Consider the following 18,815-nt stretch of genomic DNA (forward strand, 5'->3'; position numbering starts at 1 on the left):
ACAATGAAATTAACAGTATTTAAAAAACTGGGATCACTGCTACTTATTAGCCTAGCGCTCTCTGCTTGTAAACCATCAGATGAAAAATCAGAAAATAAATTAATTATCGGTGCATCAAGTACACCTCACGCGGAAATTCTGGAATTTATTAAACCACAATTAGCAAAAGAAGGATTAGAGTTAGATATTCGAATTTTTAATGACTATATCATTCCTAATCAAGCATTAGCGGAAAAAGAATTGGATGCAAACTTCTTTCAACATGTTCCTTATTTAAATAAAACACTTGCTGATCACCCTGATTGGAAATTAGTGTCAGCAGGCGCAGTACATATGCACCCATATCGTTTTTTCTCACAGAAATATAAAAGCTTACAAGATTTACCGAATGGTGCAAAAATGATAAGCAGTAATAATTTGGCTCAACATGGACATATATTAAAGCTGTTCCAAGATGAAGGCATAATCAAATTACGAGATGGTATCGATCCCGACGATTCTACAATTGATGATATTGTTGAGAATCCTCGTAACATTAAGTTTTTATTTACCTATGATGGCCCATTATTGCCACAAATTTATAAAAATGGAGAAGCGGATGTCGCTTCTATTGATGGACACTTTGCCATTAATGCAGGGCTCGATTTAACCAAAGAAGTTATTTATACAGAGCCTGCTGCTAACAGTAAGTTTGCCAATGTGATTGTCATAAGAGAGGAAGATAAAAATGATCCACGCATTGCTAAATTAATGACACAGTTAAAAGCACCGGAAACCAAAAAGTTTATTTTGGATAACTTTAAAGGTGAAGCTGTTCCTGTTCCATAATTAATCTATTTTTAAATTAATGTGTAAAAGAGTGGTGTAAGAAATTATGCCACTTTTTTGTTTATTATAAGGGGGATTATAAAAAGGTTTTTAATAAAGAAATGACTATTTAACAAAAATATAACGCAATCCTTCATTGGTTAAACCGATCACGGCAGATCCTATTTATGCTGTTAAATTAGACCTATCGCTCGAATTTACCTCAGTTATTTTATGACGTTTCTATTTAATTAGAACCCTACAAAAGAGCATATTCTATGATAGTTTCTAAACAGCAGTTACATCAATTAATAAAAAACAAATTACATCATGCAGGATTGAGTGAGTCTCATGCTGATACGGTGGCTGATGTCTTAGTCCATGCTGATGCCAAAGGTATTCATTCTCATGGTGCTGTGCGTGTAGAGTATTATGCAGAACGGATCAGTAAAGGCGGTACAAATACGGCTCCTGATTTTACTTATACAGAAACGGGGCCTTGTAGCGCTGTATTTGATGGTGATAATGGTGCTGGGCATGTTGCAGCGAAAGACGCAATGGAACGCGCAATTAAAATGGCACAAGAGAAGGGCGTCGCAGTTGTTGGTGTAAGACGAATTGGTCATAGTGGCGCATTGTCCTACTTTGTTGAACAAGCATCACAAGCGGGTATGATAGGTATTTCGCTGTGTCAATCTGATCCAATGGTTGTTCCTTTTGGCGGCTCAGAAGTGTATTACGGCACTAATCCTATCGCTTTTTCGGCTCCCGGAGTAGGCGATAAACATATTACATTTGATATGGCAACAACCGTGCAAGCATGGGGAAAAGTGCTTGATGCGCGTTCACGTCATGCTGATATTCCCGATACTTGGGCTGTCGATGAAAGTGGTAAACCTACAACCGATCCCTTTGCAGTAAAAGGTTTATTGCCTATTGCAGGACCTAAAGGCTATGGCTTGATGATGATGGTTGATGTGTTGTCTGGTATTTTACTTGGACTTCCTTTTGGAAAGCATGTCAGTTCGATGTATCACGATTTAACACAAGGGCGAGAATTAGGCCAATTGCATATTGTTATCAATCCTGCTTTCTTTACTGATACCACTTTATTTAGAGAACATATCTCACAGGTTATGGGCGAATTAAATGCAATTAAACCAGCTCCTGATGTAGAGAAAGTGCTTTATCCTGGTGAGAATAGCCAAATAGAAGAACAAAGAAGCGAGAAAGAAGGCATTGAAATTGTTGATGAAATTTATAACTATTTAATTTCTGACGCACTTTACAATAAATCTTATGATAATAAAAATCCATTTGCGGGTTAATGATAACAGCTATTTATTTTAGACAATAAAAAGCAGTAGAATTTACGCTCTACTGCTTTTTTATTTAAGCAAGTTAATGCTAAGAATTAACTAACTAATTTACCAATATTAGATTCAGCGGTTTTATTTAGAGAAATTGTTCCATTTCCACCACTTCCGCCAATTCCACCGTTATTTCCTTGATTTCCTACATTATGGTGATAAAAAACGTCACGATAAGAGCCATACATCGCAGTGTAAGAAAGAGGAATAGTAATTAATAACCCTAAGCCAAATGGAATAACACTAATCGCAATAATAAAGAACAGCAAAATAAAGAAGAAGAAACCACCCGCTAAATTTATTTTTACTGCTGAAAGGCTTGCTTTAACCGCAGGAAGAGCCTTGTAACCATTAACTAATACAAGTGCAGGAACAAACCAATAGGCTGCAGTACTTAGCGCACCAAAAATAGCGATAATAATAAAAAATAATGTAAATCCAGATGAGTTATCCACCATCATTTCAGCAATGATTTCTTCAGGATAATCGCTATTGATAGCATAAAAAATATCCATCATAGCGGCACTGCTGACTAAAATAGCCAGAATAATACCAGCAAGTAAAATGAGGAAACTAATACCGTAAGCACCCATCAAACTAAGATAGCGTTTATTATAGAAACCAACAAATAAGGTATCAACATCAATACGTTGGGTTTCATACTGCTGATGAGCAATAGCCACGACACCTGCAGCTAATACAGTAGTAACAAAAGGTGAAATGATTGGACCCAATAGCGGAATAAATCCAAGAATGGTTGATATAATAAGACTAACGATAAAGTAGATAATGATAACGCCTATCCACATCCAAAAACGCTCTTTTATTAAATCCCATCCCAGTCCTAACCAGCGAACACCACCAGAGGCGCCTCGCGCTTGAGGAATAGGCGTAAATACCTCTTGTGGCTCTGTTAGCGATGAATTGTTGTCTTGTTCCATTTCCTGTACCTTAATCCCGATATTTTTGTTTATAAATATAAGCGCTCTATAATATCTTTTTGTTTTGTTATTAATCAACTGTATTAAAGCTAATATAGGTTAAGGATAATCTTATAAAGACTATTTCGGTTTTTGATAAGCGTGTTTCATATTTAATAATAAAAAACCGAATAGAGAAGAGCGTAAAAATCATGAATCTTATGAAAAATATATTATTTCTTAGAAAGTACTTTCAAAAATAGAGAGATATAAAATAAGAGGAATGAAGAGAAATGAAAAATAAGGCTTTCTAGTATCGATATGGTGTTACTTTATAAACAAAAAAGCAGCGCTTAAAACCGCTGCTTCTTAAATTAATATTAAGTAGAATAACTTAATAGATAACTTTATGGCCGTAAGATTCAAGAATTGATTTTACATTTTCCATCGTCTCTTTTGACGGTGGATGAATACCATCTAGTTTGTATTCTTCTCCTAAAGCTACCCATTTATGTTTGCCGAGTTCGTGGTAAGGAAGAAGTTCTACTTTCTCGATATTTTTCATATCTTTAATAAATTCGCCTAAACGATGAGCTGAATCATCATCATCAGACCAACCCGGTACAACAACATAACGTACCCATGTTTTTTGGCCTCGTTTTGCTAAATAACGTGCGAATTCAAGTGTACGCTGGTTTGATACACCAACCAGTTTCTGGTGGATCTCATCATTGACTTGTTTTAGGTCGAGCATCACTAAGTCAGTGGCATCCATTAATTCATCAATAACGGGATCATAACGACGAACAAAGCCGTTAGTATCTAAACAGGTATGGATATTTTCTTTCTGGCAAGCACGGAACCAATCACGTACAAACTCTGCTTGCAAAATTGCTTCGCCGCCTGAAGCAGTAACACCGCCGCCAGAAGCATTCATAAAATGACGATAGGTAACCGCCTCTTTCATTAGTTCATCAACTGTGACGATTTGCCCACCATGAGTATCCCATGTGTCACGATTGTGACAATAGAGGCATCTCATTAGGCATCCTTGAAAGAAAACAATGAAACGTATTCCGGGACCGTCAACAGTACCGCAGGATTCAAATGAGTGGATACGACCAAGTACGGACATAACAGGGTTACTCCAAAACTGTCTAATAAAAAGGCCCCAAAGTAGGGGCCTTTATTCTAAGCGATTTTATCTACTTTCTCAGTAAATAAATGCATATAGTTATCTTTATTACATTGTTTGTGTAAATGTACGGGTGATAACGTCTTGCTGTTGCTCTTTAGTCAGTGAGTTAAAGCGAACTGCATAACCAGAAACACGGATAGTTAACTGAGGATATTTCTCAGGATCTTCCATTGCTTCTAACAGCATTTCACGGTTCATCACGTTGACGTTCAGGTGTTGACCACCTTCGATGCCAGCTTCGTGGTGGAAGTAACCATCCATCAGACCAGCAAGGTTCGCTTTACGAACATCATCATCTTTACCTAATGCATTAGGTACGATTGAGAAGGTGTAAGAAATACCATCTTTCGCATAAGCAAATGGCAGTTTCGCAACAGAAGTCAGAGAAGCTACCGCACCTTTTTGGTCACGACCGTGCATTGGGTTAGCACCTGGTCCGAATGGTGCGCCTGCACGACGACCGTCTGGAGTGTTACCTGTTTTCTTACCGTAAACAACGTTTGAAGTAATAGTCAGGATTGACTGTGTAGGTACCGCATTACGGTATGTACGCAGTTTCTGAATTTTCTTCATGAAACGTTCAACTAAGTCACAAGCGATGTCATCTACACGAGAATCGTTGTTACCGAATTGTGGGTATTCGCCGTCAATTTTGAAGTCAATCGCTAAGCCGTTTTCATCACGGATTGGAGAAACTTTTGCATATTTGATTGCAGACAGTGAGTCAGCAGCAACAGACAGACCTGCGATACCACATGCCATTGTACGATATACATCACGGTCATGAAGTGCCATCAGAGCTGCTTCATAGCTGTATTTATCGTGCATATAGTGGATAACGTTCAGCGCAGTGACGTACTGAGTTGCTAACCAATCCATAAAGTGATCCATTTGGTTCATCACGGTATCGAAGTTTAATACTTCATCCATGATTGGCGCATGTTTTGGACCTACTTGGATTTTCAGTTTTTCGTCAACACCACCATTGATGGTATACAGTAAGGTTTTCGCTAAGTTTGCACGAGCACCGAAGAACTGCATTTGTTTACCAACAACCATTGGGCTAACACAACATGCGATTGCATAGTCATCGCTGTCGAAGTCAGGACGCATTAAGTCATCATTTTCGTACTGGATTGAAGAAGTATCGATTGAGACTTTCGCTGCGTATTTTTTAAAGTTGATAGGCAGTTGTTCTGACCACAGGATGGTCATATTTGGTTCTGGTGATGGACCCATTGTGTACAGGGTATTTAAGAAACGGAAAGTATTCTTAGTTACCAGAGTACGGCCATCTAAACCCATACCTGCTAAAGATTCTGTTGCCCAGATTGGGTCACCAGAGAACAGCTCATCATATTCAGGAGTACGTAAGAAACGAACCATACGTAATTTCATGACTAAGTGGTCAATTAATTCCTGAGCTTGTTCTTCTGTCAGTAAACCTGCATCAATATCACGTTGGATGTAGATATCTAAGAAAGTAGATACACGACCAAATGACATTGCAGCACCGTTTTGAGATTTAACAGCGGCTAAGTAACCGAAGTAAGTCCATTGTACTGCTTCTTTCGCGTTTTGAGCTGGACGAGAAATATCGTAACCGTATTTCGCAGCCATTTCTTGGATTTGACCTAAAGCAGCGTGCTGCTCTGCGATTTCTTCACGCAGTTGGATAGTCATTTCCAGATCTTCGCCTTTTTCCATTCTTTCTTGTAAAGAGGTGAATTGGGCAAATTTATCTTTACGCAGGAACTCAATACCGTACAGTGCAACACGACGGTAGTCACCGATGATACGGCCACGACCATATGCATCTGGTAAACCTGTTAAAATACCAGATTTACGGCATTTCATGATGTCTGGAGTATAAACATCGAAAACGCCTTGGTTGTGAGTTTTACGGTAATCAGTAAAGATTTTTTTCAGTTCTGGATCCAGCTCACGGTTGTAAGCATGGCAAGAACTTTCAACCATACGGATACCACCGAATGGGATGATCGCACGTTTCAGAGGTGCATCAGTCTGTAAACCTACGATTTGTTCTAAATCTTTAGTGATGTAACCCGCATCGTGAGATGTGATAGTTGAAGCAACAGAAGTATCAAAATCAACCGGCGCATGCGTGCGGTTTTCGATTTTGATGCCTTCCATAACTTGTTCCCAAAGTGTATCAGTTGCTTTAGTGGAACCTGCTAGGAAAGATTCGTCGCCTTCATATGGAGTGTAGTTTTTTTGAATAAAGTCACGAACGTTAACACCGTTCTGCCATTCACCTTCAGAAAAACCTTTCCATGCTTCAGCAAATTTTTCATTTAAATCAGACATGATACTTCTACCTTTTTACAATGGAACTTAAGAAATCAGTCATACCTGCACGGATTAATGTTTGTCACCGCGCAGATGCATTAACCAGTATACCAGACCGACTAGGACTGCTCCGCCAATAATGTTACCGATAGTGACAGGTAATAAATTATTAGAGAGAAAATTTGATACAGTTAAATTTGAAAATTGTTCGGATGATGCACCTACTTTAGTCCAGAATTCTGCTGGTGCAAAATTCTTAATAACAATACCTAAAGGAATAAGGAACATGTTAGCGATACTGTGCTCAAAACCACTAGCAACGAACATACCGATAGGTAAAATCAGTGCAAAAAGCTTGTCAATCAGTGTACGACCTGCATAGCTCATCCATACTGCAAGACAAACCATTAAGTTAGCTAGAATACCTAAACAAACCGCTTCAATAAACGTGTGCTCTAGTTTATGTTGCGCAGTTTGTAAAACATTCAGCCCCCAAAGCCCATTTGCTGCCATATGTTGACCAGCAAACCACATTAAGGCGACAAAAAAGAGTGCGCCAACAAAGTTACCAAGATAGACATTTATCCAGTTAGCAAACATTTTGCCCCAAGATATACGTCCGGTTGCTTTAGGTATAATAGTAAGAACAGTTGAGGTGAATAAGTCCGCGCCACAAACGACAACGAGCATTAACCCCAGAGAGAAGCAGATCCCACCGACTAATTTAGCCAGCCCAAAAGGAACAGATGCGGTACCTGTAGTAGCAGTAATATAAAAAACAAAAGCAATAGATATAAACATTCCCGCAGTAAATGCAGATAAGTAAGTCATTGGGATCTGTTTATTTGCTTTATAACAACATGCGTCATCGGCAACTTTTGCCATATCAGCAGGTGATAATAAATTAAAAGGGCTGTCAGCTTTCATACTAACACTCTCTTATATGTTGGAATAATTATAGCACGCAATAATAGTAGCAAAGGGGCTTACTTCTAAAATTGATATGGATCATGGTCGCTCATTAGAATCCCGTTTTTAGTGCGTAAAAACCCGCTATTTTAGCTATAACTATTTGATTAATAAAATAAAAAAATTTTTTAAAAATTATCAAAAAATTTTAGACTAGCTGGATAAATAAAGTAAAAAGTAAATATAAAGTATTATTTAAACCCCGTATGTTAAGAATTAAAAATCAAATTTAACGCCTTATTTACTTTTGCTATAAATATAAACATTACTTTATTTGTGGTTAATCTTTATTGATTACTCCAGACATATATCCATTATAAAAATAAGGTTTTTTAATTTTTGAGATCTGGTTAAACAAATAGCAATTTAAACTAGAATTAAGTGATATTCTTAGTGCAAAAATTCAATATGTATTTATAGTGTCATATTAAATGCCTTAAATCGTCACTTTTGCCATATTTTGACAATTTTGTCAGGTGGCAAATTTGTCATATTGACAAATCTGTCAATATTTTATTTTTAGCAAAATAAAACACTCTACTTTTCAATAGAGTGTTTCAATTTAAATACGCACTTATTATTCAGTTAAAATTAGTTATTATTTAATAAATAACCTTAAACAAAATAGGCTTATTTAGTCGATTGGCGTTTTGCTTTCTGTAATTTCTCATAGGCTGCCAGTAACGACTGATGAACAGGTAAATTAGCTAAATCAGGATCAATAGTTTGTAATCCGTAAAATGCTTGTTTACCTTGCATTGCGTTTAAGGCCGCTTGTAATGTTTTTTCGCCATACATACGAGAAAATGCGTGCATATATTGTGCTGGTTCACGTTCAGTCTCTTGTTGTAATAATAAGAGATTATGTAAACAGCGATAATAGTTTTGACGCTCTGGCGTAAATAAAGAAGCATTAAAATCTTGAGTCCATTCAACCCAAACAAGCGCTTGATCAAGATCGCCGCCTGCAAGCGCTAACATTGATTTTAATTCGCCTACACGTAAATGGCTCCAACCATTATCTTTACCCGGAGCAATACCAATCATCTCTCTGATACGTGTAAAGTCGTCTAAGCCATCTTCATCAAACTGACCAATAAGCGAAAGGTACTCTTCTTGAGTGCCTTGGCTTGTTGGTAGCGAAAGAATAGTGTCGCGCCAATGTACACCCATGATGTTATTGGCTAATTGTAAATCTTCAGCAGGATAAATATCTGATAAACCAGGCACTAAAATACGGCAAGCGTAAACTCCTAAGTGTGAGTAGTCCATGATATAGACTTCTGCATCGCACTGTTGGCAAAGTGACATTAAGGTATGGAACTCTTCTTCTGTTGTACCACTGAAGTTCCAATCAGCAAATGCGTAATCAGCATCTTTCTTAAAGAGATCCCAACTAATTAAACCGCTTGAATCAATAAAGTGTGTTTCAAGATTAGTGTGATCACCGACTTCTTCATCATCAAAGCTTGGTGGATTAAAGACATCGAGATCTTTAAGGCTACGGCCTTGTAATAACTCAGTGACAGTACGCTCTAAAGCCACACCAAAATCAGGGTGAGCACCAAAAGAGGCAAAGCATGTACCATTTTGTGGATTGAATAACACGACACAAATAACAGGGAATTGACCCCCTAAAGATGCGTCAAAGCTAAAGATTGGGAAACCTTCTTGCTCTAATGTTTCAATTGCTTCAATAACAGCAGGGTAGCGAGCTAAAACTTCTTTAGGAATTTCAGGTAAGCTAATTCTTTCGGTGATAATGCGATTTTTTACATAACGTTCAAAAACTTCAGACAGTCCTTGAACGCGCGCTTCATTCTTTGTATTCCCTGCTGACATACCATTAGATGCATATAAGTTAGCAATAATGTTTACAGGAATATAAACAGGCTTTTCATCAGACTGGCGTATAAATGGTAGTGCGCAAATTCCGCGATCATGATTACTTGATTGTAAATCAACTAACTCACTACCACATAACTCACCTTCAGGATCATAAAATTCACGTAAACGTGCATCTAATAAGCCAGCAGGAACAGAATCATCTTCTGTTAGTGGGAACCATTTTTCACTTGGATAGTGAACAAATTCACCTTCTGCAATATCAGCACCTAGCCAGAAATCAGAGAAGAAATAATTGGTCGAAAGACGCTCAAAGTATTCACCTAATGCGGAAGCTAATGCTGCTTTTTTGCTAGCACCTTTACCGTTAGTAAAACATAAAGGGCAATCTTTATCGCGAATATGAACAGACCAAACGTTAGGAACAGGGTTTAACCATGAAGCTTCTTCAATGTTAAATCCTAAGTCGGTTAATTTTTGCTGAAAGCTAGCGATAGAATCTTCCAGTGCGGCATCTTTGCCAGGAATAAATGTTTGTGACATGGCAGGTTTCATCAATATTTTGCTGGTGATAGTTAGGGGCACATAATACTGAAATCCCCTGTAATGCACTAATAATTTCTCTCATTTACCCAAGGCTAACTATATTTATCACTCATAATTTATTTGATATATGAATTTTTTTAATAAATTCGTTTGATTTATCACGGAATTAATAATTTTAAATCATCATAATTGGATTTATTTATAAACTCATAAGGGATCAGTTCGATGATGAAAAAAACATTGCTCGCCAGCCTGTTAGCTGTAATCAGTGGTTCTGCTTTTGCCTTACCTAATGTCACCATTTTAGCAACAGGTGGCACAATTGCTGGTGGCGGCGATTCAGCAACAACATCAAGCTATACAGCAGGTAAATTAGGCATTGATACATTAATTAATGCAGTGCCTGAGGCTAAAAAAGTCGCTAATTTAAAAGGCGAGCAAGTCGTGAATATCGGCTCTCAAGATATGAATGACCAAGTATGGCTTAAGCTGGCTAATAAAATTAATGCAGACTGCGATAAAACAGATGGCTTTGTGATCACTCATGGTACAGATACCATGGAAGAAACAGCCTATTTCCTTGATTTAACCACTGCATGTAAAAAACCTGTCGTTATGGTGGGTGCAATGCGTCCTGCAACAGCATTAGGTGCCGAAGGCCCTTTAAATCTATTTAATGCTGTTGTGATTGCGAGCGATAAAGCCTCTGAAGATCGTGGTGTATTAGTAACCATGAATAATGCAGTTATCAGTGGTAAAGATGTTGTGAAAATGAACACGACTGAAGTTCAGGCATTCCAGCCCGTTAACGCAGGTGCTCAAGGTTACGTACATAACGGTAAGGTTCATTATTACACTGCCGCATTACCTCGTGCAGATAAACCGGCATTTGATGTCAGTAAACTGACTGAATTACCAAAAGTTGGTATTGTTTATAACTACTCCAATGCTTCTAATTTACCAGCAAAAGCCTTTATTGATAATGGCTATAAAGGTATTGTCAGCGCGGGTGTTGGTAACGGCAACTTATATACTGATATTTTTGATACCTTAGCCGATGGCGCTAAAAAAGGTGTGGTTGTTGTGCGTGCAAGCCGTGTACCAGTAGGCTTTACTACACAAAATGGTGAAGTCGATGATGCAAAATATGGCTTTGTTGCATCAGAGCGCTTAAACCCACAAAAAGCGAGAGTGTTATTACAATTATCTTTAACACAAACGCAAGAGCCTGCGAAGATCCAAGAGAATTTCGAAAAGTATTAATTTAAAAGAGTTTGGATAATAACAAGGCCTCATTAATGAGGCTTTGTTATTTCTAAAGCGTGAAATGGCTAATTGGTTTTGGCTCGAGAGACAACAACTCTTGCTGTAAAGAAAGCAATTAATGGTGTTATTGCAAAAACAATAAAGAGCCAATGTGCCGCATTTTGAGCGCCTATCATGCCACCCGGATCTGTTAACCCCGCCATATTAACCACCGTTCCTGAAATAGAGGCACCAACAGCCGTTGAAAACAATTGGATAGTGGTAATAGATGTCGCTGCTTTTTGAGCTTCTTGCCCTTGAGAGACATGCAATACACGAGTTAAATAATGAGGCCACGCCATACCAATACCGGCACCTGTAAAAAAGAGGGCTATACAAATAATGATAATTTGCCCATAAGGTATGGTTAAAACATTAGAGATAAATAAGCCAAGGATAACAATGGCTGAAAAATTAATCATTGGACCAAAACGCATTAATTTTTGAGCGGTATGTTGTTTACTTGATGAAGACATAATGGCAGAAAAAGACCAACCCGCACCAACCAATGCTGCTAAATAACCTGAAAGTAGAGGAGTAATATTATGGATAATTTGCAAGAAATAGGGCACAAAGACTTCTGTTTGTACGCTGATCCCTAATAAAACCATGGTGAGATATATTGGTGCTAATGGTGCAGAAAAAGAAAATGTTCCTTTAGGAAATAAGCCATCATTTGATTTTTTATCAATATTGACTAACAGTAAAATAAAGATCAAAGCAAATATAAAGGATAAGGCGTTATATAAAATAACGTTATAAAGACTACCAATAGAAATAGATAATACAGCGAGCATTAATAAAATAAGCTGTTGATAAGGTAACGGCGCTTTGGCGACAATATTATCAGCATTATTTTCGGTAGGAAGAATAGTAAATAATAAAATGGCGTAAGGAATGCCTACAAATAAAATAGACCAAAATGCACCGCGCCAAACATCATATTCAGCAAATATTCCACCCAGTGCGGGACCTAATAGTGTCGATATTCCCCACATACTAGACATTAACGCCATGGCTCTGGACCAAAGTGGTTGAGGAAACATGACTCGAACTAAAGAGTAAGCAAGTGCCAGCAACATTCCTCCACCAGCGCCTTGAATAAATCGCCCTAAAAGCAATATCTGCATTGAGGGTGCTGTTGCACAAATAACAGAGCCAGCTAAAAAGCAAATGGTGGCAAAAAGATAACTATTGCGAGGTGCAAATGCACTCAGTAATCGTGAGGTTAATGCAGAAGAAAGAATTGAAGCCAGAATAAAAACAGTGGTGTTCCATGCATATAAATTAAGCCCACCAATATCACGTACAATTGAAGGTAGTGTTGTGATCGTAATATAGACATTAATTGCGTGTAATGCGACGCCTCCTGCTAAAGCGAGCGATTTTAGACTATTTTTTCCATGAAGAAGCATTCCCCAGCTCGCTTCTTCTTTTTTATTTACACTCCCCGACATAAAACACTCCTAACCATTATTTTTACGCGCTGCATATTATGCGTTAGTTCACAATAATCATTGCGCCAATTTAACGGGAATGATACAACCGATAAAGGTCATTTTGTAAAAACATATTCAGATAGGGTGAATTTGAATGAGTCAGGTATATAACTTTAGTGCAGGTCCGGCTATGTTACCGGCAGAAGTCCTTCGTCGTGCAGAATTAGAATTATGCAACTGGCATGAGCTTGGGCGTTCGGTTATGGAAATTAGCCACCGCAGTAAAGAGTTTCTTGAAGTTGCTCATCAGGCAGAGCAAGATCTTCGTGATCTTCTTAATGTGCCAGAAAACTACAAAATTCTTTTTTGCCACGGTGGTGCTCGAGGTCATTTTGCTGCTTTACCTCTCAATTTATTAGGCGATAAAGCAAGCGCTGATTATATTGATGGTGGTTATTGGGCTAAAAGTGCAGCCGAAGAAGCTGAAAAATATTGTTCGCCAAATATCATTAAAATTAAAACAGAAGTTGATGGCAAAATTGGTGTTAAACCAATGAAAGAGTGGCAATTAAGCGCTGATGCAGCTTATGTGCATTATTGCCCAAATGAAACCATTGATGGTATTGCCATTCATGAAGAGCCTGATTTTGATGACAGCAAAATTGTTATTGCTGACTATTCATCTTCTATTTTATCTCAACCGATAGATGTTAGCCGTTTTGGTGTTATCTATGCGGGCGCACAAAAGAATATTGGTCCTGCGGGTTTAACTATTGTCATTATTCGTGAAGATCTATTAGGTAAAGCACGCAAAGAAACACCTTCAGTATTTGATTACACAGTGCTTGCTGAAAATGATTCTATGTTTAATACACCACCTACTTTTGCTTGGTATTTATCAGGTATGGTCTTTAAGTGGCTGAAAGAGCAAGGTGGTTTGCAAGAGATGGCAAAACGTAACTATGAAAAAGCAGCACTTCTTTATAGTGCAATTGATAATAGTGATTTTTATATCAATCGTATTGCCACAGAGAATCGTTCACTAATGAATGTGCCTTTCCAAATGTCTTCTCCTGAACTGGATTCAGTATTCTTAAAAGAGGCGGAAGCACAAGGTTTAGTCGCATTAAAAGGTCACCGTGTATCAGGTGGTATGCGTGCTTCAATTTATAACGCAATGCCATTGGAAGGTGTTCAAGCATTAGTCGATTTTATGGCTGATTTTGAACGTCGTCATGCGTAATCAATAAAATCTAGAATAAGAAAGCCTGCTTAAAATACAGGTTTTCTTATTTATTATCTTTAAGATGTTAATAATTAAAATTGAATTACCGAGTACAGAATTAATAAATAAAAATATAAGTACCTAAATAATTTTATATTTAATTAAATAGCATCCTCGCTTAATTTACTTGTTTATTGGAGTTTTTACCTGTTTATGGAATCGTTAACATTACAACCTATCGCTCATATCGAAGGTGTTATTAATTTACCGGGATCAAAAAGTGTCTCTAACCGTGCGTTGTTATTAGCGGCTTTAGCCAAAGGTAAAACTCGTCTAACCAACTTATTAGATAGTGATGATATTCGCCATATGCTTAATGCATTAAAAGCCTTAGGTGTGCAATATCAATTATCAAATAACAATACGGTATGTGATATTGAAGGACTAGGTGGCGAATTTAAAACAAATTCCCCGTTAGAACTCTTCTTAGGTAACGCAGGTACAGCAATGAGACCATTGGCGGCCGCATTAAATCTCGGTCAGCATGATATTATTCTTACTGGCGAGCCTCGTATGAAAGAGCGTCCAATTGGGCATTTAGTTGATGCTTTGCGCCAAGGTGGCGCAAAAATTGACTACCTTGAACAGACTGATTATCCACCAATTCGTTTGCGCGGTGGTTTTTTAGGTGGCAATGTTGAGGTTGATGGTAGTGTTTCTAGCCAGTTTTTGACTGCTTTATTAATGATGGCACCTTTAGCAGAGCAAGATACGATCATCACTATTAAAGGTGAATTAGTATCAAAACCTTACATTGATATTACCTTAGCGTTAATTAATACCTTTGGTGGGAAAATTGAAAACCAAGACTACCAGCGCTTTGTTATAAAAGGTGGCCAGCAATATCAATCACCAGAAAAGTACCTTGTAGAAGGCGATGCTTCATCTGCTTCTTACTTTTTAGCTGCGGCTGCCATTAAAGGTGGCACTGTACGAGTTACAGGTATTGGCAAAAACAGCTTACAAGGGGATATTCATTTTGCTTCTGTGCTTGAAAAAATGGGCGCAAAAGTACGCTGGGGTGAGGACTATATTGAGTGTGAGCGTGGAACGTTAAAAGGCATTGATATGGATATGAATACTATCCCTGATGCCGCAATGACCATTGCTACCACAGCACTTTTTGCTGAAGGGGAGACCGTTATTCGCAATATTTATAACTGGCGCGTAAAAGAAACTGACCGATTAGCGGCAATGGCTGCCGAGTTACAAAAAGTGGGTGCGATTGTTGAAGAAGGGCACGACTACCTAAAAGTAACACCACCAAAACAGTTAACTACTGCGGATATTGAGACTTATAACGATCATCGTATAGCGATGTGCTTTTCGCTGGTGGCACTTTCTGATACGCCAATTACTATTCTTGATCCGGGATGTACCGCAAAAACCTTCCCTGATTATTTCGAGAAATTAGAAACACTTTCTCAACGTAATAATTAATATGAAAATCACTAATTAAAATGAGTCAAAATTAAATCAGTTAAATCGGCAGTATTGGGCTTTTTGAAGAACAATACTGCCGATTTTTTATTGTAATTAGACTAATTTTTTCTCAAAAATAGCCATCTCGAAAAAATAATCTTAAATAAGACTCTTTAGTGCTTAACTGCTTGTTTCTTCCTATACATTGTATGCGTATAATGACGCGCATATATTAATACTGTTTTTCTCTGTTTGAACACTATGCCTATTATATCAATGTAATAAGAGCAACAAACACAGAAATGCAGTGCCCACGAAAAGGAGAAACTCATGGCGGTTATCGTCCCTGTTATAACTGTTGATGGGCCTAGCGGAGCAGGTAAAGGAACATTGTGCCAAGCATTAGCGAAAGCATTTGGCTGGCATTTACTCGATTCTGGCGCTATTTATCGTGTATTGGCATTGGCAGCTTTACATCATCATGTTGATATCACTTCCGAAGATGCTTTAGTACCTTTGGCGGCAAATTTGGATGTGCGTTTTATTCCTAATGAGAATGGCTTAAGTGTTATTCTTGAAGGTGAAGATGTCTCAACTGAAATTCGAACAGAAACAGTCGGGAATACGGCATCACAAGCTGCAACATTTCCTCGTGTAAGAGAAGCATTACTGCGTCGCCAGCGCGCATTTCGTACAGCGCCGGGCTTAATTGCAGATGGCCGAGATATGGGCACAATTGTTTTTCCTGATGCACAAGTGAAAATATTTCTAGAGGCGAGCGCAGAAGAGCGCGCGCGTCGTCGCATGTTACAGTTGCAGGAAAAGGGCTTTAATGTTAACTTTGAGCGCCTTTTATCCGAGATAAAAGAACGCGATTATCGTGACCGAAATCGCGCTGTTGCGCCACTTGTTGCGGCGAAAGATGCATTAATTCTCGATTCTACAAGCTTGTCTATTGACGAAGTCATTGAAAAATCGTTGACTTATGCTAAAAAAAATCTGCAATTATCAGCGTAATTAATTTTTATTTCGTTTATACTAGGTAATTATCAAAATCGGGTTGACGTGTTAATGAAAACACAACAATGCCCGATGACCTTGTCACAAAGGATGTAACGAGGTATGTGAAACAACCCCATTCGGCCGGATGCTAAATGGACGTTAATTAAATTTACTTGAAGATCATTAACATGACAGAATCTTTTGCTCAACTCTTTGAAGAATCCCTAAAAACAATCGAAACTCGTCCTGGCGCTATCGTTCGCGGCGTTGTAGTTGCTATCGATAAAGACGTTGTTCTGGTTGATGCAGGTCTGAAATCAGAATCTGCTATTCCTGTAGAACAATTCAAAAACGCTCAAGGCGAATTAGAAATCCAAGTGGGCGACGAAATTGATGTTGCTCTGGACGCGGTTGAAGATGGCTTCGGTGAAACCGTTCTGTCTCGTGAGAAAGCTAAACGTCACGAAGCGTGGCTGATGCTGGAAAAAGCTTACGAAGAAAACGAAACTGTTGTTGGTATCATCAACGGTAAAGTTAAAGGTGGTTTCACTGTTGAACTGAACGGCATTCGTGCGTTCTTACCAGGTTCACTGGTAGACGTTCGCCCAGTTCGCGATACAACTCATCTGGAAAACAAAGAGCTTGAGTTCAAAGTCATCAAATTAGACCAAAAACGTAACAACGTTGTTGTGTCTCGTCGTGCGGTTATCGAATCTGAAAACAGCGCAGAACGCGATCAGTTATTAGAAAACCTGCAAGAAGGCATGGAAGTTAAAGGTATCGTTAAGAACCTTACTGACTACGGTGCATTCGTTGATCTGGGCGGTGTTGACGGCTTACTGCACATCACTGACATGGCTTGGAAACGTGTTAAACACCCAAGCGAAATTGTCAATGTTGGCGACGAAATCACTGTTAAAGTCCTGAAATTCGACCGTGAACGTACTCGCGTATCATTAGGTCTGAAACAACTGGGCGAAGATCCATGGGTAGCTATCGCTAAACGTTATCCAGAAGGTACTAAACTGACTGGTCGTGTAACTAACCTGACTGATTACGGCTGCTTCGTAGAAATCGAAGAAGGCGTTGAAGGTCTGGTACACGTTTCTGAAATGGATTGGACTAACAAAAACATTCACCCATCTAAAGTTGTTAACGTTGGTGATGTTGTTGAAGTTATGGTTCTTGACATCGATGAAGAACGTCGCCGTATTTCACTGGGTCTGAAACAGTGCAAATCTAACCCATGGCAGCAGTTCGCAGAAACTCACAACAAGAACGACCGTGTTGAAGGTAAAATCAAGTCTATCACTGACTTCGGTATCTTCATCGGTTTAGACGGCGGTATCGACGGTCTGGTTCATTTATCTGACATTTCTTGGAATGTTGCAGGTGAAGAAGCAGTTCGTGAATACAAAAAAGGCGACGAAATCGCTGCTGTAGTTCTGCAAGTTGATGCTGAACGTGAACGTATCTCACTGGGCGTTAAACAATTATCAGAAGATCCATTCAATAATTACCTGTCTGCTCACAAAAAAGGTGCTATTGTTTCTGGTAAAGTAACTGCTGTTGACGCTAAAGGCGCAACTGTAGAATTAGCTGACGGTGTTGAAGGTTACCTGCGTGCTTCAGAAGCTTCACGTGACCGCGTTGAAGATGCAACTCTGGTTCTGAATGTTGGCGAAGCTGTAGAAGCTAAATACACTGGCGTTGACCGTAAAAACCGCGTTATCAACTTATCTGTTCGTGCTAAGGACGAAGCAGATGAGAAAGACGCTATCGCTTCTGTAAACAACAAAGAAGAAGTTGGTTTTTCAAACAACGCTATGGCTGAAGCTTTCAAAGCAGCTAAAGGCGAATAATTTAAGTTATTAACGGAAGGCAACGTTAATCGTTGCCTATTTATCGGTAGTTTAGGGAGGTAATATGACCAAGTCTGAGTTAATCGAGAGACTTGCAGGCCTACAATCTCATCTTTCGGCTAAGACGGTTGAAGAAGCTGTAAAAGAAATGCTTGATCATATGGCTGATACTTTAGCTGATGGTGAGCGTATCGAAGTCCGCGGATTCGGCAGTTTTTCTCTACACTACCGTGCGCCGCGTACGGGTCGTAACCCGAAGACTGGTGATAAAGTAGATCTGGAAGGTAAATACGTTCCACACTTTAAGCCAGGTAAAGAGTTACGTGACCGTGTAAATATTTATACGGAATAATAACTCCTGTCGAAATGGCACGATGTTAGTTAACTTTCTCAAAAACGGTACTTAGGTGCCGTTTTTTTATTTATAGCTTATTATTATTTTTAATGTATTTTCTAATCTCTAATCTCTAATCTCTAATCTCTAATCTCTAATCTCTAATCTCTAATCTCTAATCTCTAATCTCTAATTTATTGA

The 18,815-nt window shown here is 38.6% G+C and carries 14 protein-coding genes; 8 read left to right on the forward strand and 6 right to left on the reverse strand.

Features of this window, described 5'->3' with window-relative positions; all coding sequences use genetic code 11:
• The first annotated feature begins 3 nt into the window (after positions 1-3).
• Positions 4-828, forward strand: coding sequence for a MetQ/NlpA family ABC transporter substrate-binding protein (locus D7029_RS06245; protein ID WP_194952143.1), 825 nt, complete (start codon positions 4-6; stop codon positions 826-828).
• A gap of 257 nt (positions 829-1,085) precedes the next feature.
• On the forward strand, positions 1,086-2,135 hold the full coding sequence (allD, locus tag D7029_RS06250; RefSeq protein WP_194952144.1) for an ureidoglycolate dehydrogenase: 1,050 nt from the start codon (positions 1,086-1,088) through the stop codon (positions 2,133-2,135).
• Positions 2,136-2,221: 86 nt separating this feature from the next.
• On the opposite strand, the gene D7029_RS06255 is transcribed toward allD, so the two are convergent.
• The 5 genes from D7029_RS06255 to ycaO all read right to left on the reverse strand — a co-directional run bounded on the left by D7029_RS06255 (position 2,222) and on the right by ycaO (position 9,962).
• The gene (locus D7029_RS06255) at positions 2,222-3,118 is read right to left on the reverse strand and encodes a BPSS1780 family membrane protein (RefSeq protein WP_088493300.1); all 897 of its coding nucleotides are present in this window, start codon (positions 3,116-3,118) and stop codon (positions 2,222-2,224) included.
• A gap of 373 nt (positions 3,119-3,491) precedes the next feature.
• Positions 3,492-4,232 carry a pyruvate formate lyase 1-activating protein gene (gene pflA / locus D7029_RS06260; RefSeq protein WP_023581312.1) on the reverse strand — a complete coding sequence of 247 codons (741 nt, stop codon included), beginning with the start codon at positions 4,230-4,232 and terminating at the stop codon, positions 3,492-3,494.
• 108 nt (positions 4,233-4,340) lie between these two features.
• The gene (gene pflB, locus D7029_RS06265; RefSeq protein WP_098943737.1) at positions 4,341-6,623 is read right to left on the reverse strand and encodes a formate C-acetyltransferase; all 2,283 of its coding nucleotides are present in this window, start codon (positions 6,621-6,623) and stop codon (positions 4,341-4,343) included.
• Between the two features lie 54 nt (positions 6,624-6,677).
• On the reverse strand, positions 6,678-7,532 hold the full coding sequence (focA, locus tag D7029_RS06270) for a formate transporter FocA (RefSeq protein ID WP_075673549.1): 855 nt from the start codon (positions 7,530-7,532) through the stop codon (positions 6,678-6,680).
• A 672-nt stretch (positions 7,533-8,204) separates the two neighbouring features.
• On the reverse strand, positions 8,205-9,962 hold the full coding sequence (gene ycaO / locus D7029_RS06275; RefSeq protein WP_194952145.1) for a 30S ribosomal protein S12 methylthiotransferase accessory factor YcaO: 1,758 nt from the start codon (positions 9,960-9,962) through the stop codon (positions 8,205-8,207).
• 228 nt (positions 9,963-10,190) lie between these two features.
• Here ycaO and ansB point away from each other — a divergent pair, with 228 nt between their 5' ends.
• Positions 10,191-11,228, forward strand: coding sequence for an L-asparaginase 2 (gene ansB, locus D7029_RS06280; protein ID WP_194952146.1), 1,038 nt, complete (start codon positions 10,191-10,193; stop codon positions 11,226-11,228).
• Between the two features lie 68 nt (positions 11,229-11,296).
• On the opposite strand, the gene D7029_RS06285 is transcribed toward ansB, so the two are convergent.
• The gene (locus tag D7029_RS06285; protein WP_194952147.1) at positions 11,297-12,727 is read right to left on the reverse strand and encodes an MFS transporter; all 1,431 of its coding nucleotides are present in this window, start codon (positions 12,725-12,727) and stop codon (positions 11,297-11,299) included.
• A gap of 136 nt (positions 12,728-12,863) precedes the next feature.
• Here D7029_RS06285 and serC point away from each other — a divergent pair, with 136 nt between their 5' ends.
• The 5 genes from serC to ihfB all read left to right on the forward strand — a co-directional run bounded on the left by serC (position 12,864) and on the right by ihfB (position 18,632).
• On the forward strand, positions 12,864-13,952 hold the full coding sequence (serC, locus tag D7029_RS06290) for a 3-phosphoserine/phosphohydroxythreonine transaminase (RefSeq protein WP_099074999.1): 1,089 nt from the start codon (positions 12,864-12,866) through the stop codon (positions 13,950-13,952).
• A 195-nt stretch (positions 13,953-14,147) separates the two neighbouring features.
• The gene (gene aroA, locus D7029_RS06295) at positions 14,148-15,434 is read left to right on the forward strand and encodes a 3-phosphoshikimate 1-carboxyvinyltransferase (RefSeq protein ID WP_088493294.1); all 1,287 of its coding nucleotides are present in this window, start codon (positions 14,148-14,150) and stop codon (positions 15,432-15,434) included.
• 312 nt (positions 15,435-15,746) lie between these two features.
• Entirely contained in the window at positions 15,747-16,433 is a 687-nt protein-coding gene (cmk, locus tag D7029_RS06300; RefSeq protein WP_098943727.1) for a (d)CMP kinase, read from the forward strand.
• Positions 16,434-16,606: 173 nt separating this feature from the next.
• Positions 16,607-18,280 carry a 30S ribosomal protein S1 gene (gene rpsA / locus D7029_RS06305; RefSeq protein WP_006537421.1) on the forward strand — a complete coding sequence of 558 codons (1,674 nt, stop codon included), beginning with the start codon at positions 16,607-16,609 and terminating at the stop codon, positions 18,278-18,280.
• A gap of 64 nt (positions 18,281-18,344) precedes the next feature.
• On the forward strand, positions 18,345-18,632 hold the full coding sequence (ihfB, locus tag D7029_RS06310) for an integration host factor subunit beta (RefSeq protein ID WP_006537420.1): 288 nt from the start codon (positions 18,345-18,347) through the stop codon (positions 18,630-18,632).
• Positions 18,633-18,815: the final 183 nt, after the last annotated feature.

It is taken from the genome of Proteus vulgaris, assembly GCF_016647575.1.
Taxonomy (GTDB): Bacteria; Pseudomonadota; Gammaproteobacteria; order Enterobacterales; family Enterobacteriaceae; genus Proteus; species Proteus mirabilis_B.